17 protein-coding genes and 1 tRNA gene are annotated in these 23,935 nt (G+C 33.1%); 8 read left to right on the top strand and 10 right to left on the bottom strand.

Translation table 11 applies throughout. The features are described from left to right. Positions 1-150: 150 nt before the first annotated feature. From ABXT06_RS03350 to ABXT06_RS03335, 4 genes are all read left to right on the top strand, one after another. On the top strand, positions 151-2,562 hold the full coding sequence (locus ABXT06_RS03350; protein ID WP_354589468.1) for a TonB-dependent receptor: 2,412 nt from the start codon (positions 151-153) through the stop codon (positions 2,560-2,562). A 144-nt stretch (positions 2,563-2,706) separates the two neighbouring features. Further along, positions 2,707-3,141 (top strand): hypothetical protein, encoded by a 435-nt coding sequence (locus ABXT06_RS03345; protein WP_354589467.1) that lies wholly within the window; start codon positions 2,707-2,709, stop codon positions 3,139-3,141. 177 nt (positions 3,142-3,318) lie between these two features. After that, entirely contained in the window at positions 3,319-5,097 is a 1,779-nt protein-coding gene (locus tag ABXT06_RS03340; RefSeq protein WP_354589466.1) for an AMP-dependent synthetase/ligase, read from the top strand. A 142-nt stretch (positions 5,098-5,239) separates the two neighbouring features. Next, positions 5,240-6,154, top strand: coding sequence for a phytanoyl-CoA dioxygenase family protein (locus ABXT06_RS03335; RefSeq protein WP_354589465.1), 915 nt, complete (start codon positions 5,240-5,242; stop codon positions 6,152-6,154). Positions 6,155-6,160: 6 nt separating this feature from the next. On the opposite strand, the gene ABXT06_RS03330 is transcribed toward ABXT06_RS03335, so the two are convergent. The 10 genes from ABXT06_RS03330 to ABXT06_RS03285 form a co-directional block, all read right to left on the bottom strand. Next, positions 6,161-6,706 carry a 3'-5' exonuclease gene (locus ABXT06_RS03330; RefSeq protein ID WP_354589464.1) on the bottom strand — a complete coding sequence of 182 codons (546 nt, stop codon included), beginning with the start codon at positions 6,704-6,706 and terminating at the stop codon, positions 6,161-6,163. 156 nt (positions 6,707-6,862) lie between these two features. Then, positions 6,863-7,366: a hypothetical protein gene (locus tag ABXT06_RS03325; RefSeq protein WP_354589463.1), complete on the bottom strand. Its 504-nt coding sequence runs from the start codon at positions 7,364-7,366 to the stop codon at positions 6,863-6,865. 1,324 nt (positions 7,367-8,690) lie between these two features. Beyond that, positions 8,691-8,972, bottom strand: a complete 282-nt coding sequence (locus tag ABXT06_RS03320) for a hypothetical protein (RefSeq protein WP_354589462.1) — start codon at positions 8,970-8,972, stop codon at positions 8,691-8,693. 286 nt (positions 8,973-9,258) lie between these two features. Further along, entirely contained in the window at positions 9,259-12,087 is a 2,829-nt protein-coding gene (locus tag ABXT06_RS03315; RefSeq protein ID WP_354589461.1) for a KGGVGR-motif variant AAA ATPase, read from the bottom strand. Further along, a complete protein-coding gene (locus ABXT06_RS03310; protein ID WP_354589460.1) occupies positions 12,084-12,596 on the bottom strand; it encodes a hypothetical protein in 513 nt (170 codons plus the stop codon). Before ABXT06_RS03310 ends, ABXT06_RS03315 begins: the two co-directional genes overlap by 4 nt. A 208-nt stretch (positions 12,597-12,804) precedes the next feature. Further along, entirely contained in the window at positions 12,805-13,602 is a 798-nt protein-coding gene (locus tag ABXT06_RS03305) for a TatD family hydrolase (protein WP_354589459.1), read from the bottom strand. A 247-nt stretch (positions 13,603-13,849) separates the two neighbouring features. Continuing rightward, a complete protein-coding gene (locus tag ABXT06_RS03300; protein ID WP_354589458.1) occupies positions 13,850-15,271 on the bottom strand; it encodes an RtcB family protein in 1,422 nt (473 codons plus the stop codon). Between the two features lie 73 nt (positions 15,272-15,344). After that, positions 15,345-15,905, bottom strand: coding sequence for a hypothetical protein (locus ABXT06_RS03295; RefSeq protein ID WP_354589457.1), 561 nt, complete (start codon positions 15,903-15,905; stop codon positions 15,345-15,347). 233 nt (positions 15,906-16,138) lie between these two features. Continuing rightward, positions 16,139-18,379: an RING finger protein gene (locus tag ABXT06_RS03290; RefSeq protein WP_354589456.1), complete on the bottom strand. Its 2,241-nt coding sequence runs from the start codon at positions 18,377-18,379 to the stop codon at positions 16,139-16,141. 246 nt (positions 18,380-18,625) lie between these two features. Beyond that, positions 18,626-18,742 (bottom strand) — tRNA-OTHER (locus ABXT06_RS03285). Positions 18,743-19,030: 288 nt separating this feature from the next. Between ABXT06_RS03285 and ABXT06_RS03280 the strand changes: the two genes are divergently transcribed. From ABXT06_RS03280 to ABXT06_RS03265, 4 genes are all read left to right on the top strand, one after another. After that, a complete protein-coding gene (locus ABXT06_RS03280) occupies positions 19,031-19,645 on the top strand; it encodes an HD domain-containing protein (protein ID WP_354589455.1) in 615 nt (204 codons plus the stop codon). Positions 19,646-19,778: 133 nt separating this feature from the next. Beyond that, entirely contained in the window at positions 19,779-20,816 is a 1,038-nt protein-coding gene (locus ABXT06_RS03275) for a helix-turn-helix transcriptional regulator (RefSeq protein WP_354589454.1), read from the top strand. 222 nt (positions 20,817-21,038) lie between these two features. After that, on the top strand, positions 21,039-21,497 hold the full coding sequence (locus ABXT06_RS03270) for a MarR family winged helix-turn-helix transcriptional regulator (RefSeq protein WP_111288579.1): 459 nt from the start codon (positions 21,039-21,041) through the stop codon (positions 21,495-21,497). A 36-nt stretch (positions 21,498-21,533) separates the two neighbouring features. Continuing rightward, complete coding sequence (locus tag ABXT06_RS03265; RefSeq protein ID WP_354589453.1) at positions 21,534-23,924, top strand: 3-hydroxyacyl-CoA dehydrogenase/enoyl-CoA hydratase family protein; 2,391 nt, start codon at positions 21,534-21,536, stop codon at positions 23,922-23,924. Positions 23,925-23,935 lie beyond the last annotated feature (11 nt).

Below are 23,935 nucleotides of genomic sequence, written 5' to 3'. Positions count from 1 at the left end.
ATCTGTGGCAAACTTTTACACACAATGCATTCGTGGAAATTCGTGTAATTCGTGGCTAACAAAACTATTTAAAACTATTCTAAGATTAATTTAATGGTATCTTAAGACAGCTTAAGCAAGCGTAAACATTCGGATAAATATCTTTGTTTCATGAAAAAAATGATCCAAAATACAGTCCTTATCGCTTTAGTGTTTCTTACAAGCCAATTTGCATTTAGTCAAAAAACTTCTTCTATAAACGGAACCGTTACTGACGGAAAAAATCCTGTAGAATTTGTTGATGTACTTTTAAAGAATGTTGCCGATTCTACAAAAACAATAAATTATACCGTGACAGATGTTTCTGGAAATTTTTCGTTAGAAAATGTAACTACTGGAGAATATCTGCTTCAGTTTAAACTTATCGGTTTTAAAACGAATATTAAAAAAATAAAATATATAGGAACTGCTATTTCTCTCGGAACAATTACTTTACAAGAGGATGCAAACCTGCTTAATACCGTTGTTGTAAACTCACAAAAAAAACAGATCCAGAAAACAAATGAAGGTTTTGTTTTTAATGCTGCTTCTAATATTTCGCAATCTGGCGGAACAGCAATTGATATGCTAAAAAACATTCCGACAGTTTCTGTTGATGCCGATGATGCCATTTCGCTAAGAGGAAAAACACCTTTAATATTAATTAATGGAAAAAATTCTGCCATTAACGATATGAATCAAATTCCAGCGAGCAGTATTGAGAGCATAGAAATTATTACAAGTCCAACAGCAAAATATGATGCTAATGCAGAAAGCGGCATTATCAATATTAAACTCAAGAAAAATAATCTAAATGGTCTAAATGGTTCTGCGGTTCTCGGTGCCGGTTTTGGAGCCAAAGGAAGAATGAATAGTTCGGTACTTTTAAACAATAAAACAGACAAATGGAATATTGGAGTTGCTTATGATAACCGTTTTGCAGGCAGAACAAAAAGCATAAAAGGAGAAAGAACTAATTATTTTATTGAAGACGAACATTATATTGATCAACAGAGAAGCGATCAGCGAACAGAAGGTTTGCAGAATTTAAAATTGAATGTTGACTTTTCGCCAAATGAAAAAAACACATTTTCTTTTGAAGCGCTCGGAAATCTAGAGAACAAAGACAATGATGAGACTTTAAAAACGGATATTTTCAATAATTCTGGTCAGTTTTTTTCTGGAAATCAGCGCCATTCAATGGAAATCCAAAAAGCTAAAGCGGCAGAAATGGCTTTCAATTATGATCGAAAATTTTCTGATGACAGAAAAAGCTTAAATGCCAGCATTACAACTTCATTTAATTTCGGAAGAGAAAACACCGATATCGACACCAATCAATACGATGAAAATGAAACTATAATTGGTGATCCATTTTTACAGCAAACTCATAATTATTCAAAAGAAAACATCTCCAATGCTATTTTAAATTACGCTTTTCCAGTTTCTGAAAAATCAATAATAGAAACAGGATATAAAGGAACTTTCCGATTCTTTAATTCCGATTTTCAAAGTGCCGATATGATCAATGGCGAATATGTGATCAATCCATTAGCCAGCAATATTTTTGATTTTAACGAACAGATCAATGCTTTCTATGCACTTTTAAATTCGTATTCGGGTTCTAAAGAAAATCAGAAATGGAAATACAATGCAGGATTGCGCGCTGAGCAAGTTTCTAATAACGGAAAAACAGAAAATGGAAGCGATAGCTTTTCAAACCATTATATAAAGTTTTTCCCTTCTGCATCTATTCAATTAAACTCAAAGTCGGATGAATTTATAAAATTGGGTTACAGTAAACGAATTAATCGCCCTGATTTAGATGATTTAAATCCGTTTATCGATATAACTGATGCATTGAATCCGCATGGAGGAAATCCGTATTTGAAACCCGAAATCATTCATATTGCCGAATTAAATTATAATAAAGATTGGAACAATTATTCGCTTTCTGCAAATGCTTTTTATAGAAATGCAAAAGACGCGATTAGACAATATGCCATCCTGCAAGATAACGGAGTCGTTTTATTACAGCCTCAAAATATAGGAAGCACGGTAACGTACGGACTGGAAACGATTTTTACTTTTAAGCCATTTTCTTTTTATGATGCCAATATCAGTTTAACCGCGTTTGAGCAGAATATCAATGCAGACAATCTGGAACAAGCCCAAGATGTTGTTAAAAATGCATTTAGCTGGTACGGAAAAATCATAAATAATTTTACTCCGTGGAAAGGCGGGAAACTTCAAATCATTGGAAACTACAATTCATCAGTTGCAACAGCACAAGGAAAAAAGATTCCGGTTTACAATGTTGACATGGGATTTCAACAGAAATTAGGAAAAGGAAATGCCAGATTAGGATTAGTGGTAACAGATATGTTCAACACTTTAGAAAGTGGTTATAAAAACAATACCCTTTTGTTTAGCAATCATCGCACCAACAAATCAGACACGCGTGCGCTGATGGTGACTTTTGCCTACACTTTCAGATCTGATTTTAAAGAAAAATTACTCGAAAATCAGTTTTCTACCGAGTAAAAACTTAGGTGAAATAAATAAAACATAAAAATTTCATTCTTGTATTTTTAAGCTTCCATTCTATAAAAAAAATGGATTATATTCGCTCAGCAAAAAATCAGCCATTAGATTTTTTCTGCCCAAAAACACTTAAACCTACATAGAATGAAATTTTTAAAATTACTTTTTATTTGCTGCATATTCTTTGCTGCTGCCCCATCGCATTCACAAGTTCACGTAGATCAAATTATTCACAATTCTAAAGAACGTTACATTACCACTACAATCGGATATCCAGTTCCTGGAACTTATGCTCCATTAAATCAAAAAGAGCCTATTACGGTTTTAAATCCAGACGGAACAGGTTTTATTCAGGCTGAAGATTTAAGCAAACAAAAAATAAATTGGGGAATTGAATGCACCGAAGAAGGCACTCCTATTTTTAAAGAAGGCTACAATAGTGCCTCTTATACTTTCTGGTACAGACCAAATGATAGTGAAGAATGGTACTACTCTCAATTTTCTATTCATTTTACCAAGAAAAAAATGTTTTTGATGGGAGAAAGAGTAAAAGAATATGTAGATTACAACGTACAATAAGCATTAAAAAAAGTGTCCAAATTAAATTTTTCTTGATTTTTAGGAAATTTCACCGCAAAAAAGAAAACGTTTTCGTTGATTTTTAATAGTCTCTATAAATTTTCCCATAAAATTTCATTAAATAAAAAATCATACCCAAATTTTATTTAATTTGCGATAAAATTCAATATATTAAACATGGTTTCAATCACACGCCTTTTTGATTTTCCCTATTATCAACAAGAAACTTACAACCTTCCAGTTGCTCTTGCAACCAAAAAAAATGGAGTCTGGGAAAAAACATCCAGTGAAGAATATATTGCAAAAGCAAATGCTATTTCGAGAGCATTATTGCGTATGGGCGTTCAGAAAGATGATAAAATTGCTTTAATAAGCTCAAACAACCGTACCGAATGGAATATCATGGATATTGGTATTTTGCAGACTGGCGCACAGAATGTCCCTATTTATCCAACAATTGCAGAAGAAGATTACGAATATATTTTAAACCACAGCGGCAGTATTTATTGCTTTGTTTCTGATGAAGAGGTTTTGCAGAAAGTAAATGCTATTAAAGCCAATGTGCCTTCTTTAAAAGAGGTTTATTCTTTTAATGAAATTTCAGGATGCAAACATTGGTCAGATTTATTGATCTTAGGCGAAGACAATAGCAATCAAAACGAAGTTGAAGCTAGAAAAGACAGCATTCACACAGATGATTTAGCGACAATCATTTATACTTCTGGTACAACAGGAAGACCAAAAGGAGTTATGCTTTCGCACAAAAATATTGTGTCGAATGTTTTAGACAGCTCACCAAGAATTCCGTTTGATCCAGGAAAAAGCACTGCATTAAGCTTCTTACCTATCTGCCATATTTTTGAAAGAATGATTTTGTACATCTATCAATATTATGGTGTATCTGTTTATTTTGGAGAATCTATTGACAAAATCAGTGATAACTTAAAAGAAGTTCGTCCAACTGTAATTACGGCTGTTCCAAGACTTTTAGAAAAAGTTTACGATAAAATTTATGCAAAAGGAGCTGAATTAACAGGTATTAAGAAAAAATTATTTTTCTGGGCTATTGATTTAGGTTTAAGATATGAACCATACGGAGCAAATGGTGCTTGGTATGAATTTCAATTGAAAATCGCACGCAAACTTATTTTCAGCAAATGGAAAGAAGGTTTGGGCGGAAATTTAGATTTAATGGTTTCTGGAAGTGCCGCTTTACAGCCACGTTTAACAAGAGTTTTTGCTGCTGCAGAAATTCCGGTTATGGAAGGTTACGGATTAACTGAAACTTCTCCAGTAATTGCTGTAAACGACCAAAGAAACAAAGGCTTTAAAATTGGAACTGTTGGAAAACCAATTCGTAATGTAGAAGTAAAAATTGCCGAAGACGGAGAAATTCTGTTAAAAGGACCAAACGTAATGTTAGGCTACTATAAAGATCCTGAGAAAACTGCGGAAGCTGTAATTGATGGTTATTTCCATACTGGAGATATCGGAGAAATTGACAGTGAAGGTTTCTTAAAAATTACAGATCGTAAAAAAGAAATGTTCAAAACTTCTGGCGGTAAATATATTGCTCCGCAAATGATCGAAAATGCTATGAAACAATCTCGTTTTATTGAGCAGATTATGGTTATTGGCGAAGGCGAAAAAATGCCTGGAGCTTTCATTCAGCCAAACTTCGAATTTGTAAAAGAATGGGCAAAAATCCATAAAGTTACTTTAGGAAGTTCTGATGCAGAAATAAGCGCTAATCCAGACGTTATTAAGCGTATCGATGAAGAAGTTGAAGGCATCAATAAAAAATTCGGACACTGGGAACAAGTTAAACGTTTTGAACTTACTCCAGATGTTTGGTCTATTGATGGCGGTCAGCTTACTCCAACTCTAAAATTGAAACGTAAAATTATTAAAGAAATTTATAAAGACCTTTACGCTAAAATCTACGGGAACAATTAATAAATCAGAATAATATAACCAAAAACGAAAAGGCTGTCTTAATTAAGACAGCCTTTTTTAGTATCAAAAAACAGGTATTTTTACTTTGAACATTAAACCATAAATGCCGTATTTTAGCTTTATCTTCTACAACAGAAAAGCTATGCCCTGGAATACCCTTGAACAACTTTGGAAACGTACTGTCGCTCCTCAAAATGCTGATCTAAATCAAACTAACTGGGACAATGAACTTAAAACACTCTATCAGTTGGGTATTGCTATGGAAGATGCTTTGCGATTTTTATATTTTGAAAAACCAGATTATGAATCTTTCAAAGACTGGATAAACAACCGAAAACATGATGTAACACTTGAACCGGAAGATTTAACCGAAGATGTTTTATCTGAAGAAGATTTAGAATACTGGAACCAAAATGGCTATGTAATCGTTAAAAATGCTATCTCAAAAGAAGACTGCAAAGACACTCAAAAAGCCATTTGGGAATATCTTAAAATGGATCCCAACAAAAAGGAAAGCTGGTACAAAAGGCATGAAAATCAAAAAGGGCTTATGCTTAGTTTTTCTGATCATGAAACTTTAAATAAGAACCGTTTTTCTCCAAGGGTAAAAAAAGCGTACGAACAGCTTTACAAAACCACCAAAATTTACAAAACGATTGACAAGGTAAGTTTTAATCCGCCAGAAACAGAGAATTTTAGTTTTCTGGGAAGTCCGCTTCATTGGGATATGAGTTTGAAAAAGCCTTTGACTTTTGGCCTTCAGGGTTTACTTTATTTAACCGACTGTGGACCAAATGATGGTGCTTTTCATTGCGTTCCTGGGTTTCATAACCAAATCGATCAGTGGCTGGACGAAGTAGAACCTCATGAAGATGCAAGAACAAAAGCGCTGCAGACTCTAAAAGCAAAACCAATTGTAGGAGATGCTGGAGATTTTATCATTTGGCATCAGGCACTTCCGCATTGTGCGACACCAAATAAAGGTGAAAAACCGCGAATGGTTCAATATCTCACTTATCTTCCAGATGATTATAATGCAACTGGAGAGTGGATTTAAACCATTCTAGTTTTTCAGGCACCAATGCAAAATCTTAGCGATGTTTTTAGCATCGTCAATTCCGCGATGATGTGTTCCTTCTAATGGAATATTTAGTAATTGCAGAGCGCCATTCATTCCTGTAGACCTCTTTAAGCCAAACTTTTCAGCAAAATGCTCTTTTACATTGATATGCTCCTCTCCCATGGGATATCGAATGCCAAACGATTTGCATTGTTTTGTCAGGATATTCAAATCATATTGCCCGTAACTTGCCCAAGTGTACAAATCTGGATTATATTCGTCGACTAACAAATCTACGGCGTCTTCAAAAGAAACTCCATTTTTATCGAGTAAATCCTGAGTAATAGTCGTCAGTTCAGTACAAAACGGACTCACGCTTGAACGTTGCGGTTTGATTAAAATACCAATGTTCTTTGAGATATAGCCCGTTTCAATATCTAAAACTGCTAAACCTATTTCAATAATTTCATTTTGCTGTCCGCTCGGGACTGCGCCTTGCCAACATGTGGCTTCTAAATCGATAATAATAATTTTATCTGTTGTTTTCATTTTTTAAATTTTTAAATAATTGTTTTTTTTAACCGCTAAGAGTGCTCAGATTTGTTTCACGCAGATCTAACAGATTGGAGCAGATTTTTAATCCTTTTAATCTTTATAATCTGTGGCTAAAAAAACTTTGTGTCTTAGCGCCTTAGTGGCAACTCCCTAGAAAAACATGCTTTTAAAATCTAGAAAGAAACTTCTTTTCTTAGACTTTTTTTCAGGCTTTTCCTTTTTAGCAGATTTCTTCTTTTCAAAAACTGCTTTAGCTTTCTCAATCCGTTTAACTGGTTTTATTTCTTCACTTTTAGACATTTCGTAGAACTTTTTGAAAGGACGAGGTTCAAAATCAACCAAAATTGCAGCCATGTTGATAGCATCAATGTTTGACGGATCTGTTTCTCCTTTGAAGAAAGTTTCGATAGGTCTGAACTTATCTTTTTTCTCCTTAAACTTATTCTTTTTACTGTGATCGAAATCTAAACCCAATAGATTACAGAAAACGTTCAAGTCTTCTTTTGTTGGGTTGTTTTCGAAAATCAACCAGCACAAATCACGAAGTTTTCCACGAGAAGGTTTGTACAAATAATCAAAGTATTTACCTTCTTTTTCTATCTCGTATTTTTTTCTAATTGCTTTTTTGTATTTTTCTAGTGTATTGTTTTGCATGGTATTTTTTTTTTTTTGCAATTCTTGGGAATCTCAGGAAATTGAAGGTTTTCTGGGAAATCCAATATCACAAAAGTTTAAAAGCACCCTTGCTTTACCAGAGAAAAATCTCTATATGATATATATAATTTCCCTAAAATTCACCTTCTCCTTCCATAGGTTAATCAGTTCCAAATCTTTCTTTTTAATTGAGGCAAACGACAGTTCACTTGTCTCGAGTTTATCTGTTTGACAACTATGGTCCGACGTAAATCCTATTTCTTGATTCATCCTTAAATTTTTTATTGTTAAACTTAAACTGTTAGCACTTGCTACTAACGGTTCCTATTTTTTACTTCATTTTTATTCTTTAATGAACAAATATTACGATTGTTCTGCGCAGTTATTTTGCGCATTTCTTTCTCTTTCCGCTAAGGCGCTAAGACACAAAGTTTTTCTTTTTTATCTTTTCTTAAATCTTAGCGCCTTTGTGTCTTTGTGGCTAACAAATAGTCACAAAAAAAAGCACCCAATTAAAGGTGCTTCATAACAAATACGATATAACTATCCTATTGCCTATATTGATGCACCGACATGTAAAAGCATTCACGAAACGAAGTCGCGGCTACTAATCCTGGGTTGTGTATGTATAATTTAAAACTCATTTTATTTATTTTTTATAATTGTTGTTGTTGTTGTTTTCTGAAACGCTTTGTTTCAAATTTGTTTGGCAAAGATATGATGGAAAAATTCATATTTCCAAATATTTTTTAAGAATAATTTTCTGACTATCAATTAGTTATACCGAAAATTTAGACAAAGAAATTCCTGTCCGCAAACTGGTGCAGATCTTACTTTTGTATCAAATGACTGTTACTCATCAGATTACTTTCCAAGACTATATCTTTCTATTTTTATTAATCATTAAACATTTTGGTTAAATATTTTTTTAGTTTTTTTAGTTCTGGTTTGTTTTCTTTATCATTTTTATTGTTCTCTTTTGTCACACTGAGCAAAGTCGAAGTGCTTTTTAAGCAAAATCGAAAGGCTTTAAAACAAAAAAAGCGTCCTAAAATGAGGACGCTTTTCTATTTTATGATGAGTTTGACTCTAAATTCTAGATCATAATTTCATAAAAATACATACGCATCCTGAGCTATTAGCTGGAAAATCTCCTGCTAAAGGTTCAAAAAATTGGCTTGATGAAAATTTCATATGTATTTTTTCTATTATTAATTATAGATACAAATGTACTATATTTTACCATAATTTAACAAAATATAGTAAAAATATATTTTTTATAACAAAAAATCCCGACAATTGGTTATTGTCGGGATTTGAATTTTTATTGAGATAATTTACGATTGCTAGTACAAGCCTTATAAATCTGTTTCTCTGAAAATGGCGATAAGGTTTCTGCCAGATTACGGCTGGTTCTTAAACAGCTCAGTATTTTTTGCCTTAAATTGATATCGTCGCCAAACTCTGTATGCATTAATAGCTCGAAGATTTCCTGCAAATACAGGGGCTGTTCTTTGTAATCTCCCTCAAACAATTCGTCTGAAAGGAAATTAATTACGGATGGCACTACATCACGATGTGTTGGTTTTTGATTTTCTTTTTGCATAATAGAAAATTTTAGATGCGCGAATACCCCGCTTTAGGTGTGCAAAACATTCAAAGGAATGATTTAGGACAGTTTCCTGTTCCTTCACCATGACGAGGTATTCGTTTATGTTAACTTAAAAAAGTTTTAAGGATTTCTCCTTTGATTGTTTTGCATCGCAAAGATATACTTTTATTTTAAAAAAGAAAGAAATAACTTACTTTTTTTTTAGAATCCCTAATTTATGGAAATAGTAAAAAAACATTACTTTCTAATGTTCAAAAGTTATTAAAACAATGGAAGGGGTTTAGTAACGTTTTTTACTTTTTCTCCTATTCCCTAAACCTAATCGGTACTTGTAAAGAAACGCAAAAGAATATTTAGTATTACCTCCAACTGGTCTTTTCCTTATTATACCATTTATTATTAGTAACTCTTCAAGCTCTTTTATGCTTTCATTCAGAGCATACGCATTTTTAACGTCTAAAAGAAGTTCGTAAAAATCCTTTTGTAAAGACTCATAATATCTGTATTGATGATTATTATCGATATAATCAAAAATAATTTCTAGATTTTCATTACCTTTTTCCTTAATTAAATCATTAAAGTGATTATCCACCGCTTTTCTCCTCACACTTTTCTCAGTATAATATTTACTCGGCAAAATTGGAGTAAAATCACTATTATTACGATCTAATTTATACCCCTCAATGGACAGTTTTAATAAGTCAATAAAAGGTCGTAAACTAATAGTTTCGTCTGCATTCATTACATTTTTATAAAGCCAATCATAAGAATCTCCGTGAGCTTTAAAATCAGGATACTGTCCGAAAAAAACCCAGCATAACCTCCTTAAAATATATTCCTCTTGGTTACTTTGTTTTTCATTTTGAAAGTTTTTAGTAAATTTTCCTATCCAGCCAATGTCATCATTACTTATGGATTTAAAATCAAACTTATTAGTTGCTAAAATAAAATTCTCTTTTGCATATAATTTAACTAAATTAAAAAAGTAATTAAAAATTTCTTCCTTAGTCCATTCAATTGAAATACTCTTATTAATTAATTCTTGACTATTATTAAGTCCTCTTATTTTCTTAAATAAATCAGATCTTAAGAATAGTTTCGAATGAATTCTTTTATAATTTGAATAGTTCCAGAAATTAATTAAAGGAGCTATCTGATCAACCCATTTTAATGGTTGAACCATTAAATCTAAATTATCGTAAATTACTATCAAATTAATTTCTTTTGAGTTAAGCGTTTTATCTAATTCTTTTAACTCTTCCTCCACATCAATAACATTATCAATTTTTGATATGAAGTTTACTATTTTCTTAATGTTTGCAGTATCATTTTCAATACTAAAATTTGAACTAATTCTAGACTCAAAAGTTATATTTAATTCAGCAATTTTAGTCACTATTGCTTTCCATGAATATACCTTCCAAAACTTTGCATAAAAATCACCAATTGAATCTATTTCATTTGAAAAAGATTCAAATCCATCGGTATTTATAAAATACTTTGTTTTTTTATCTACCAAATGAAGAAATTGAATTTTTAAGGCTGGTTTTTGAGCTATTTTTTGCAATTCAGCTACGATAGTTTTATTTTTTAATGCTTGAAATAAATATGACTTCCCAGTGCCTTTATTCCCTAAAATCAAGAATTTATCAAAATTGAAAAGATCTTTCATTGAATCTCGATAGAAAAATTTTCCACTTTCAAGCTCTATATCAAAATTCAATGAATCACTATCTCCGTATAAATTAGGCCAATTATTATCTAATGCACTAAGAATTTCTTTCTGAATTTCTTCATGTGGAGAATAAGACAACTCTGTAACTTCAACGCTTTTATTATTAACTTGATAACTTTTAATAACAGTTTCTGGAGTATTAGTATCTTTTCTATACTCTTTCATTAGATCATTCAATCTATCGGAAACATCTCCGTAACCTCTGTTGAAACGATTATTATCTAATGAATCAATCCAATTTCTTCTTTTTTCCCTACTCGTACCTATTTCTGCTATTGCAACATCGTAGTTAAAGAAAAACAAATCTGGCGTAAACAATGAATCATCTAATTCATCATCAGATGTCACATTAATATAATCATTTACTTTATCTTTAAATTCATCTTCAAAAAAATCTATATCAGAAAAAGAATTTACAATTAAGGCTCTAAATTCACTTCTTTTTTCTGGAATAGATTTAATACTATCAATAAACTGATAGATTCCAGGCAAATTTTGAACGCTATTACTAAAAAAACCCACAACATGAGATGCTAGTTTTAATCCAACAATCCCAAACATATCTGTAAATCCAGTTCTACTATCTATAAATATGGCATCTGGTTTATATGTATTTTCAATTTTTTCAATTAAAGTTTTAAATTTATTAATTATATTATCTTTTGAAGAAAAATCTAACCTTGATAATCCTTCCAAATAATGAGTTAAATGATTTTCAAATATCAAATTATCAACATTCTCTATATTCAGATTACCTGCAGGGAATATTCTAATTTCACCATCTTTTGAAAAACTTTGCGATACTTCCCATGAATAGTTATCTAAATTAATTTCATCATCAACTTCAACATCAAAAAAATATTCAATCAAACCGTTTTGATATCTTGGGGCTGCTGGATTCTCTAAAAAAAAATTCGAAAATCCTGGTGCTTCAAAATCACAATCTAGTATTATTATTTTTTTATTGTATTTTCTAGCTAAATGGGTAGCAGTTATAGCTAAATGAGTAGATCTTCCCATTCCTCCTTTATAACTGTAATAACCTATAATGGGCGTTTTACTTATATAATCACTTTCTGCATTTAGTAAATTCGTAAGTTTTCTTCTAGAATTTTTGTAATATATTAATTCATCTTTTTCTTGAAATAAATCTAAAAAATATTCATCTTCTTCCAGTTCACTCGGTTTTAGCTTAGTGAATTTAATATCGAATTTTGACAAGTCATCTTTGTTAATATTGTTTTCTGTAACAATTACGACTTGGATAGTATTAGTTTGACTTAACTGTATAAAGTACTTTTCAATGTCTTTCCTTTCTTTCAATAACTTTAATTTTTTTATAATTTCATTGAAAATATCTAATATAAGTATCATGAGAATCTTGAGGTTATTTTTTTATTAATATCTTTAATTGTTTCTATATATTTCGTTATTTCATTATACTCTAAATCAATTTGTTTTATTCCTTTTTTACTTAAATTTAAACTATATCGAATTTGTACATCCCATGAGTCGAAAAGTTTAATAACTTTTTTGTCTAATGAAGTGGTTCCAAAATATGGTATATCAGTAGAGAAAGTTAAACCTTCATTTTGACACAAAATATTAAGTTGGTCAAAATTATGAACCTTCCATTTTTTTTGGAAATCTAAATCTCCATAATTATATACATTTTCATTAGAATCTAAACTTAAATGACTAAAAAGAGAAAACTTATAAAGAAATTCTATCACATATCCCCCTAAATAAAAAGTTTTATATAGAATTTGTTTTTGATTAACTAATTTTTCTGTTTCATAGGTTTTTAGCAAAATCTCACAAACATTAATATTTCTAATTGCTGCTTTTCTAAATTCTGTATAAGACAAAGTTTTATCTGACATAAATTATAAATGGTATTAGTACAAAAATATGTTTTATATTTAAATATTATAAAAATTAAAAAAAAGTAAATTCATCTCAAATCATTTCATTTTTACCTCTAATGCATTTAAATTTTTATTTGAGCCAAATATATACAAACAAAAAGCCCTCAAACCAAGTACATACCCCTGATTTAAAAGCCAACAAATAATTTTTACAAATTAAAATCTAAATCCCAAAAAAGCTTTTAGAATTCCGAGTCGTTTCCTCCGCCACTTTAGCCAAAGTAATTCCTTTAAACTGTGCAATTGTTCCGGCAACATACGGCAGAAAAGCAGGTTCGCAACGGCGTTCGTGGTATTTCTTCAAGAGGCTGTTCGGGACATTTTTAGGAAGCATAAACGGCGCATCGGTTTCAATCATCAATCGGTCGAGCGGTACGTACTGAATGACTTCTTTTAAATGGCTGAAACGTTTGGCATCTGAAATTGCTCCCGTGAAACCCAGATAAAATCCATTATCGAGATAGGTTTTGGCCTCCTGCAAAGTTCCTGTAAAACAATGCACAACGGCTTTTGGCAATTGTGGCAAATAGTCTTTGGTAATATTCATAAAAGAACTAAAAGCGCTTCTTTCGTGCAAAAATAACGGTTTCTGTACTTCAATCGCCAATTCTAACTGCGCTTTGTAACATTCTTCTTGTTTGTTTCGGGGCGAAAAATCACGATCAAAATCGAGTCCACATTCCCCAACAGAAACTACGTGTTTCATCTCTAATAATTTCTTCAGTTTCGAAATACTCTGCGCATCGAAACTCTTAGCATCATGCGGGTGTATTCCTGCCGTAGCGTACAACACGCCCGGATACTGCCTCGCAATCTTAGCAGATTCTTCACTATTTAGTACGCTGGTGCCTGTGAGTATCATTTGCGATACGTCGGCGTCGAGCGCGTCTTGCACGACATCGTCTATGTCGTTTTGGAATTGTTTATTTGTTAAATTAATTCCGATATCTATGTAAGTCATATTTTTTGTTTTTTGCCATGAAGGCACTAAGACACAAAGTTTTTTATTCTTTAGTCTACAATTATTATTTTAATCTCGCAAAGTCGCTGAGTCGCAAAGTTTTTTTTTCACGCAGATTTAAAATGATTTAAGCAGATATGCGCAGATTATTTATAAAAATCTTTTTTAATCCGCTGGAATCTGCAAAATCTGCGTAAAAAAACCTATGCACCTTTGTTACTTTGTCACTTTGAACCTAAAGAAGAAACTAATCTTCTCGGCTTCCGTCGTCCGCCATTCTAACCAGTTTCGGTGTAAATTTGGCAACAACATCAACTAATTCTTTCTGCGCTTCCATCACCTGATTGATATCCTTATATGCCATTGGGGCTTCGTCAAGACCTGCTCCGATAAGCGTAACGCCATGATCTCTCAGGATCGATTTCATTTCGGCTTGTGTGATGTTTTTTATGGCTTGGGTTCTGCTCATTTGTCTTCCTGCTCCATGCGAAGCGGAATTGATGGCGTTCTCCTCGCCTTTTCCTCTCACCAAAAATCCCGGTGCGGTCATACTTCCCGGAATGATTCCCATAACGCCTTTTCCGGCTGGAGTTGCACCTTTTCTATGTACAATCACTTCTTCGCCGTTCCAGATTTCTTTCCAGGCAAAATTATGATGGTTTTCTACTTTGGCTAAAATTGTCGCACCCAAAGCGCGTTCCATTTTGTTATGGATAATCTCGTGACAAGCCGAAGCGTAATCTCCCGCCAAATTCATCGCCAGCCAATATTCCTGACCTAATTGCGAATTCATATCTAAATATGCCAAGTTTTTGGCTACTTCTGGAAGTCTGCACTCGTCTTTGGCAATTTTGGTATAATGTCCGGCAATGGTTGCTCCCATTCCGCGTGAACCTGAATGCGTTAACAAAGCGACGTATTTTCCTTTTGGGATATTTAGAACCGCATCGTCTTTGGCAAATTCCATGATTCCGAATTCTACAAAGTGATTTCCGCCACCCGAAGATCCTAATTGCGACCAGGCTTTATCTTTCAGATTCTTCACAAACGGATTCATATTGAAAGCTTCGTTTTCCAAAACCGCATGATCTGATTTGTACTGACCGTGAAATCCGTGACCTGCTCCAAAAATAGAATTTGCGATTAATTCTCTTTTGAATTTGGCTTCGTTTTCAAAGTAAAAATCTTCTGGAATATCATAAACCGACAGCGCCATTCTACACCCAATATCAACCCCAACACCATACGGAATAATGGCATTTTTTGTGGCTAGAACTCCGCCAATCGGTAATCCGTAACCTTGGTGTGCGTCTGGCATTAAAGCTCCCGCAACCGTCACAGGCAGTTTCATGGCAACTTCCATTTGTTTTCTGGCTCCGTCTTCGATATGGTCCAATCCGTAAGCCGAATACGCATTCGGATTCTGATTTAAAGCAATGAAATCTTCTGGTTTTTCATTCGATTTTTCGATTAAAGCCACAGCCAATTTGCTGAAGATTTTATCGTCGATATAATTCTCAGGAATTTCTAAGACGTTTTTGAAATTTGTTATCATTTCGTCTCTTGTGAATCCGTTTCTTTTGCTGTTTATTTTTAAGGCAATCCCGATTATTTTTCCTTCTGGGAATCCTAATTCTAATATATCTGTTCCGTTTATTTGTGTTTTCATTGTTTCTTTTTTTAAGGGACAAAGGTTCAAAGCGACAAAGGCGCAAAGTTTTTTTTACTGCTTCGCAGTTATTTTAAAATCGTCCACTATTCGCTTTTTGTAATAATAAAATTTCGTGAATTCTCTTGATCTCATTTATAATTGGTTCCATTTCATATTCTACATTGAACATTTTAAAAATATCCTTATCATAAAAATATGCTCTGAAAAATGTTCTATTATCATCTACAAAAGTTAATGGTCCCACATACTTTCGCGTTACTTTCCATGTAGAAAATTCTTTTAAAAAATCATCTAATTTTTCATCAAAATGTTCGATGTGATTCCGCATGTCTCGATTTTTTAAAACATTTGAATCATTAATTTCATAAACTTCTCGTAGTTTTTCCCCTCTAATTTTATGATGTACTTTTTTGCTTGAAGGCCAAAAAAATCTGGAAATTCCTCCCGCAGTAAGAATAATATTCTCAAATAAATCTAGAATCATATCGTCATTTTTACAATGATAGTTCCTCTTCATCCAAAATTTATTTAATGATTTAGCATCATTTAAAACTGAATGTGTTTTCTTTAATAAAGATTCAATGTAGAAAGCTTGATCAAAAGGATGGATTTCAAATTCTGAATTTCTCATAACTATTAATTTATTTTTCAAAGATTCAAAAATCACTGCGCAGTTATTTTGTGTAAATTTTTTTTACGCAGATTCAACAGATAAAAAAATCCTTTTAATCCTTATAATCTGTGGCAAAAAAAACTTTGCGACTCTGCGCCTTTGCGAGATTAAATTTACCAATCTTTGCGGAGACGCACAGCAGTGCGCCTCTACAAAAACCTTTGAACCTTTGCCTCTCTGAACCTTTGTACCTAATCTATTAACAACTGCGTAACAACCGCAGGGTTCATAGCCCATTGTGCTGTATACACCTCATCGGCAATTTCATTTTCGGTGATTGTTAAACCTTGAGCTTCCGCTTTTAGTTGTAACAAATTACCAATATTCAATTTGCTGCTTAGTTTTGCCAATAGCGCCTGAACTCCTTTGAAATCCAAACCACCTACAACCTGACCTCCGAATGTCATCTCTAACCAAACGATTTCTCTTTTGGCTACATCCAACACTCCAAAAACCAAACCTTTGGCAATATTCTGCGTTACACGAACCTGATGATCTACACACGACGGATCGTACGCTACGCCAGTTCTCTCCGAAATTTTCATCGGGTGTTTGCTGTTCATCCAACCTACAGCCAAATTTGGCGTAATACTTCCGTTGCTGTACGCATTGCAAGTAAAAGTTACAAATTTTGCTTTGGCTTTTGCCAATTCGTCGATGTTGATGTTGATATATTCGGCTGTTCCAATTTTATTCGGAATGCTTCGGATATCTCCACTATGCTGACAACCTGTAGTCGTCAATCGGCTGAAAGAACAAATATCTGAACGGTCTTCGTAGGCAATATGACAGCTCAAATCCATATCCAAATGTTGTGCAGGAAGATCTTTACCCCACTGCATAAACAATCGCACTTCGTTACCTTCAACCGGGAAACGTGTTCCCATTAAAGCAACCGGCAAATCCTGAACGGTTTCGCTTCGGTCTCCAATAGAAACCGGAATATTAAACAATTGCGGATCGATATAGATCGTTTTGTTGGTATTAGGAACTGAAGCAAATCGTTTTTTCATAGCCAAAAGACATAATTCTTCGATGTTAGTTTTCATTTCTTCTAACTGAAAATCTTCGTATAATCCCAACAACTGATTTGCACCAATTCGTTTGTTTGTTCCACCCAAAGGTTTCACACTTCTCTGCATGTTTTTATCGAAATAATTTTGAGCATACATGTTCAAAGTAAACACCAATCGAGCCGGAACTTTATCGATGATTTCTTCAAAATGAGCGATTGTTTCATCAGCTCCAAACCATAACATATTCGAAAATAACGAACGGGCAAATAATCCTGGACGCTGTTTCAATAAGGCAAAAGTCTTATCCGCATCAAATTTCAATCTTGACGAATTCACTTTGCTTTGCCAAACGTCGTACACTTGATTGTAGAATACATCCATTAAAAAGTTCAATTTTTCGAACCCTTTTCTTTTGCTGTATTCTGCCAAACGAAGCGCTCGGATAAAACGAACCCACATTCCTCTTTTTGGATGCATCGTTTCGCACATCGCTTCAACGTCCATGTTCATATTATTCAGCCAGTTTGCGACCATTAAACATTCTTTTCGGGAATATTTAAGTTTCAAATCTTTTTGAGACGCAATTCTCGCCTGAACGCTTGTATCTAAAACATTATGGAAATGCTGCGCATTTTTTGATGTTCTTTTGATAATCGTTTTTGGTTCGATAATTTGAAGCATTCCTGTGTTTTTATACCATAAATATCTTAAAATATCAGTTGGCGTTTTCAAAAACTGAGACGCTTGGTCTTCCTTACCATTTTCAATCAAAAGATCGATTACTAGCATTAAAGTTTCCTTCATTGCTACTTCTGTTTTTGGTAAAGGCAAGTATTGCATCGCTATTTTTAAACTATCTACCTGAGTAGCGTCTAAAGCGGTTTTTGATTGCAATAACGATATATAGAAATCATTTAAATCTTTTTCTGACCATAATTCCAATATTTTCAATTTGCTTCCTTGTCCGATATTTTCCAGTTTACCAAATTCAAACGGAGTTCCACAGAACGGACAACCGTTGTATCTTTCTAATGGAAAAGTATTGTCTGGGATAATATGTCCGCATTGTAAAGTTGTTCCGTTTTTAGTCTGGAAAACATTTCCGAAAAAAGTGATGATATGATCTACAACAGATTCATTGGTTGGAATATTCCATTCTTTTACCAATGGCGTCCAGTTTTTATCAGTTCCCAGAACTTCTCTCAAAACTTCTAAAACCTCGATTTTATATTTTGGGTTTACGTTGTTTAAAGCATAAAGCAATGACTCAGAAAATGTAAATCCAAGTTTAGAAACATTGGCTAACAAAACTGATGTTGTTCCTGATAAATTTTTAACGTCATTCGTAATCATTTCTGACGGAATGAAAATTGCATTTTGACGTAAACTGATTTTTAATAATTCTTTTGTTTTCATTTTTTTAATTTTTAAAATTTAGATAATTGCGTTTCTGAGTTCTACCTAAAAGAGTTTTGAAGTAAGAAACACTTGACCTGAAATTGAGTGTAATGAATTAGCTGATTCAAATTGGAAGTTTGTGGGTTTCCCCGAGAAGTAAGCTAATTTTGACCCTCGTTTTTTATTAATGATGATTTTAAAACTTGCCGGACTCGAACCGTAGTAACCAATTTTCTGAAGTAAGTTTCAATTGACCATTAATTGTGGAGCAGGTGGGATTCGAACCCACGACACGGACATTAAAAGTGTAAGAAGTAAATTTTGATTGACCTTTGATGGATAATTTCAAAACTACCTGCTCTACCACTGAGCTACTGCCCCAATTATGATTGTAAAATAAAAAGGTAATGGTGTAAGTGGTACATTGGAAAGTGTTTTCGAAGTAACTCAAACTTGACCTATTTTATTCTTTTTTTATTTCTATGAACGTTTGTTTTTATTTCTGAACAAAGATTTTAAAACTAGTGCGCAGTTATTTTGCGTAGTAAAATTTTTGTTTCCATTTTTTAGAAATACTATTTGTTTTATTTCCTGAACAAAGATTTCAAAACCACTACGCAATTATTTTGCGCAGTAAAAAAAGAATTTTAAATTTGAGTAAAAAACAAGATGAATTTGAATAAAATCTACAGTGATTTACTTCTTAATATTGGTTTTGAGGATAATGAAATTCAGCAAAACTGGTTGGATCTAGAAAAGGCATATTCCAAAAAATCAAGACATTACCATAATCTCACGCATTTAAAAGAAATGATTGCCCTTTTTGAAGTCTATCGTGATAAACTTGAAAACCCAAACGAAATATTATTTTCTATTTTTTATCATGATTTTGTTTATTCGGCTTCCAAAAAAGATAATGAACTCAAAAGTGCCGAATATGCTTTGGCTGTTTTATCTGAAAATAGCAATCTAAATAAACAATTAATCTTTGATGCAATCTGCGCTACACAGCAACATCAGCAAAATGAAATTGAAGATATTAATTGGTTGATCGATTTTGATTTGAAAATCCTCGCCAAAGATTGGGAAGATTATAAAATCTATTTTGAACAAATTAGAAAAGAATATCGCATTTATCCTGATTTTTTTTACAAACCTGGGCGTGCAAAAGCGTTGAAGCATTTTCTGGAAAATGAATTTATTTTTCAAACCGATGAGTTTAGGAATTTATATGAAGAAAAAGCAAGAATTAATATTGAAAAAGAGATTTCATTATTAATGTAGAGACGCAATTCATTGCGTCTACACAACGAATATATCCACAATGTGTTAGACGCACAGCCAATGATTATCCACAACGAATATCTACAATGTTTAGACGCAATGAATTGCGTCTCTACGTTTAAACAACACAACAATGTCACAAAACAAAAACGCCTTAATTCGGTACAAAACGATCGATAAATGCCTGCAGAATAAATACCGGCAATGGACTCTCGAAGATTTAATCGAATGCTGTTCTGAAGCTTTGTTTGAATATGAAGGTCGAGAAAACCCAATCAGCAAGCGAACCATTCAAATGGATATTCAGCTGATGCGAAGTGAAAAATTGGGTTATAATGCGCCAATTGTTGTTTACGACAAAAAGTATTATAAATATGAAGACGAAGATTTTTCGATAACCGATATTCCGCTGACGGAAACGGATATGAATGTTTTGACCGAAACGGTTTCGATGTTAAAGCAATTTAAAGATTTTTCTCTTTTTAATGATGTATCAGATATTCTACAGCGATTGGAAGATAAAATCTACGCCGAAAAGTCGCATACCAAACCCGTTATTTATCTGGACAAAAATGAGAAACTAAAAGGACTTCATTATCTGGATGAAATATATCAGGCGATTATCAAGAAAATGGTTCTGGTTATCACGTATAAATCTTTTAAATCTGCTGAGGAAACAAAATTCCATTTTCATCCTTTTATCTTGAAAGAATTTAATAATCGCTGGTTTTTGATCGGAAAGAAAAAAGCATCACAGCCTATTACCAATTTGGCTTTGGACAGAATCATTTCTATTGACTACGATTTTAATCATCCATATTTAGAAGAAGATTTTGATGCCGATATTTATTATAAAGATGTAATTGGTGTTACTGTAAATTCGGGATTAAACGCAAGGCGTATCGAATTATGGGTTGATGCTTCTAATGCACCTTATGTTCTCACAAAACCTTTACATACTTCTCAGCGCTTGATTAAAGAAAACGAAGACGGAAGTGTTATTATACATATATATGTAATACCAAATTATGAAATGGAAAGACTTCTGTTAGGTTTTGGAAGCTGTTTGGAGATTTTAAAGCCAGAAGGTCTGAGAAATCGTATGAAAAAGATGCTTCAAGATGCTATTTCACGCTACGATTCAGAAAAACCAACTGAAATAAATGCATAATTTTTTACAGAATACAGAATTAAATGCGTTTTAAAAACTAAAAAAGGATTTTTACAGCATTAAAAATGTTAAAATCTAAAAAAAGAATAGTATATTACACTTAAAAATAAACAACCAAAACCCTCTAAATCAGGGATATTTTATAACCAACCAAAAATTTATTAAAAAATTATATGCATGCATAGTATTTTTTAATTATATTTGAAATCGATATAGTTACCTATGAAAGATAAAACGATAGATTATATTTTGAGAGCGACATGGCAAGCTGTTTCAAGAATGTATAATGAAGAGGCTGCAAAGTACGATGCAACAATGGCGACTGGATTTGCTCTTTTAAGTATGGACAAGGAAGAAGGAACTCCGTCAACGGCTCTTGGTCCAAGAATGGGCATGGAAGCAACCAGCTTAACAAGAACCTTAAAGTCTATGGAAGAAAAAGGTTTAATTGTTCGCAAGAAAAACCCAAGCGATGGTAGAGGTGTTTTAATCTATCTAACTGACTTTGGCAAAGAAAAAAGAGATTTATCTAAAAATACAGTTCTAAAGTTTAATGAAACCGTTAGAAAACATGTTTCGGAAGAAAAACTGAATCATTTTATCGAAGTTTCTGAAATCATTAACGAACTGATTCACGATAAAAACATATTTAATCAAACAGAAAACACAGAAAAAGAATAACATTCTTTTCCTCCTACAAACAAATAGTAACAAATTATGAAACGCACAATTAAAAAAGTTGCTGTAATTGGATCCGGAATTATGGGTTCAGGTATAGCTTGTCATTTTGCTAACATTGGTGTCGAAGTTTTACTTCTTGACATTGTACCGCGTGAACTGACCGAAGCTGAAGCTAAAAAAGGATTAACACTTGAAAGTAAAGCCGTTCGCAACCGTGTGGTAAACGAACATTTGGCGAATTCATTAAAATCTAAACCATCTCCTATTTACAGTCAGAAATTCGCAAACCGAATTACGACTGGAAATACAACAGATGATATGGCAAAAATTGCCAATGTTGACTGGATTATTGAGGTTGTTGTTGAGCGTTTAGACATCAAAAAATTGGTTTTTGAACAAATCGAGAAATTCCGTAAACCGGGAACTTTGGTTACTTCTAATACTTCTGGTATTCCAATTCACTTTATGAGTGAAGGAAGAAGCGAAGATTTCCAACAGCATTTCTGCGGAACTCACTTTTTTAACCCTGCGCGTTACTTAAAATTATTTGAAATTATTCCTGGTCCAAAAACTTCAAAAGAAGTATTGGATTTCTTAAATGAATACGGATCTAAATTCTTAGGAAAAACTTCGGTTGTTGCTAAAGATACTCCGGCGTTTATTGGAAACAGAATTGGTATTTACGGAATCCAAAGTTTATTCCACCTTGTAAAAGAAATGGGATTAACTATCGAAGAAGTTGATAAATTGACAGGACCAGTTATTGGCCGTCCAAAATCAGCTACTTTCCGTACAGTTGACGTTGTTGGTTTAGATACTTTGGTACACGTTGCCAATGGTATTTACGAAAACTGTCCGAACGACGAACAACACGAATTGTTCAAACTTCCTGATTTCATCAACAAAATGATGGAGAATAACTGGTTAGGAAGCAAAACTGGACAAGGTTTTTACAAAAAAGTAGATAAAGATATTCTTTCTTTAGACTTAAATACATTAGAATATAGAGCTGCAAAAAAAGCAAATTTTGCAACTTTAGAATTAACTAAAACTATCGATAAACCTATTAATCGTTTTAAAGTTTTAGTAAAAGGAACTGATAAAGCGGGTGAATTCTACCGCAAAAGCTTTGCTGGAATGTTTGCTTACGTTTCTAACAGAGTTCCTGAAATCACAGACGAATTCTACAAAATTGACGATGCCATGAAAGCTGGTTTTGGATGGGAAAATGGTCCATTCGAAATCTGGGATGCAATTGGTGTTGAAAAAGGAATCGAAATCATGAAAGCTGAAGGTTTAGAGCCTGCTGCATGGGTAAATGAAATGTTAGCTTCTGGAAGCAAAAGTTTTTATACTGTAAAAGAAGGCGCTACTTATTTCTACAACATTCCAACAAAATCACAAGAAAAAGTTCCTGGACAAGATTCATTTATTATTCTGAACAACATTCGCGAAAGCAAAAAAGTTTGGAGCAACAGTGGAGCAATTATCCAAGATTTAGGAGACGGAATCTTAAACTTAGAATTCCAATCTAAAATGAATACAATTGGTGGCGATGTTTTACAAGCTATCAATAAAGCAATTGAATTAGCAGAAAAAGAACACCAAGGTTTAGTTATTGGAAACCAAGCAGCGAATTTCTCTGTTGGAGCTAATATCGGAATGATTTTCATGATGGCTGTTGAGCAGGAATACGACGAATTGAATATGGCTATTAAATTGTTCCAAGATACAATGATGCGTGTTCGTTACTCTTCTATTCCAGTTGTTGTTGCACCTCACGGAATGACTTTTGGTGGTGGATGCGAAATGAGCTTACATGCTGATAAAGTAGTTGCTGCTGCAGAAACTTACATGGGATTAGTTGAATTTGGTGTTGGAGTTATACCTGGCGGTGGTGGTTCCAAAGAAATGACTTTAAGAGCTTCAGATTTATTCCGCAAAAACGATGTGGAATTGAACGTTCTTCAAGAATATTTCTTAACAATCGCAATGGCTAAAGTTTCGACTTCTGGTTATGAAGCTTTTGACACTGGACTTCTTCAACACGGAAAAGACATTATCGTTGTAAACAAAGATCGTCAGATCGCTGAAGCTAAAAAACATGCGTTGTTAATGGCTGAAGCTGGTTATACACAGCCAATCAGAAGAAATGATATTAAAGTTTTAGGAAAACAAGCTTTAGGTATGTTCTTAGTTGGAACAGATCAGATGGAAGCTGGAAAATACATTTCTGAACACGATAAGAAAATTGCCAACAAACTGGCTTACGTAATGGCTGGTGGTGATTTATCTGAAGCGACTTTAGTATCTGAACAATATTTATTAGATATCGAACGTGAGGCTTTCTTGAGTTTATGTACAGAACGTAAGACTTTAGAAAGAATTCAATACATGTTGACTAAAGGAAAACCGCTTCGTAACTAGAGAATAAGATG

It is taken from the genome of Flavobacterium sp. UW10123, from assembly GCF_040538975.1.
GTDB lineage: Bacteria > Bacteroidota > Bacteroidia > Flavobacteriales > Flavobacteriaceae > Flavobacterium.
This window is presented reverse-complemented; position numbering and strand designations above follow the sequence as displayed.

Excerpts from the sequence above, each read along its gene's own strand:
- ABXT06_RS03310 (WP_354589460.1), bottom strand. The coding sequence starts at position 12,596 with ATGTCAGATAAAACTTTGTCTTATACAGAATTTAGAAAAGCAGCAATT.
- ABXT06_RS03295 (WP_354589457.1), bottom strand. The coding sequence starts at position 15,905 with ATGAGAAATTCAGAATTTGAAATCCATCCTTTTGATCAAGCTTTCTAC.
- ABXT06_RS03270 (WP_111288579.1), top strand. The coding sequence starts at position 21,039 with ATGAAAGATAAAACGATAGATTATATTTTGAGAGCGACATGGCAAGCT.
- ABXT06_RS03300 (WP_354589458.1), bottom strand. The coding sequence starts at position 15,271 with ATGAAAACACAAATAAACGGAACAGATATATTAGAATTAGGATTCCCA.
- ABXT06_RS03330 (WP_354589464.1), bottom strand. The coding sequence starts at position 6,706 with ATGAAAACAACAGATAAAATTATTATTATCGATTTAGAAGCCACATGT.
- ABXT06_RS03335 (WP_354589465.1), top strand. The coding sequence starts at position 5,240 with ATGCCCTGGAATACCCTTGAACAACTTTGGAAACGTACTGTCGCTCCT.
- ABXT06_RS03305 (WP_354589459.1), bottom strand. The coding sequence starts at position 13,602 with ATGACTTACATAGATATCGGAATTAATTTAACAAATAAACAATTCCAA.
- ABXT06_RS03345 (WP_354589467.1), top strand. The coding sequence starts at position 2,707 with ATGAAATTTTTAAAATTACTTTTTATTTGCTGCATATTCTTTGCTGCT.
- ABXT06_RS03325 (WP_354589463.1), bottom strand. The coding sequence starts at position 7,366 with ATGCAAAACAATACACTAGAAAAATACAAAAAAGCAATTAGAAAAAAA.
- ABXT06_RS03290 (WP_354589456.1), bottom strand. The coding sequence starts at position 18,379 with ATGAAAACAAAAGAATTATTAAAAATCAGTTTACGTCAAAATGCAATT.
- ABXT06_RS03320 (WP_354589462.1), bottom strand. The coding sequence starts at position 8,972 with ATGCAAAAAGAAAATCAAAAACCAACACATCGTGATGTAGTGCCATCC.
- ABXT06_RS03340 (WP_354589466.1), top strand. The coding sequence starts at position 3,319 with ATGGTTTCAATCACACGCCTTTTTGATTTTCCCTATTATCAACAAGAA.
- ABXT06_RS03265 (WP_354589453.1), top strand. The coding sequence starts at position 21,534 with ATGAAACGCACAATTAAAAAAGTTGCTGTAATTGGATCCGGAATTATG.
- ABXT06_RS03280 (WP_354589455.1), top strand. The coding sequence starts at position 19,031 with ATGAATTTGAATAAAATCTACAGTGATTTACTTCTTAATATTGGTTTT.
- ABXT06_RS03315 (WP_354589461.1), bottom strand. The coding sequence starts at position 12,087 with ATGATACTTATATTAGATATTTTCAATGAAATTATAAAAAAATTAAAG.
- ABXT06_RS03275 (WP_354589454.1), top strand. The coding sequence starts at position 19,779 with ATGTCACAAAACAAAAACGCCTTAATTCGGTACAAAACGATCGATAAA.
- ABXT06_RS03350 (WP_354589468.1), top strand. The coding sequence starts at position 151 with ATGAAAAAAATGATCCAAAATACAGTCCTTATCGCTTTAGTGTTTCTT.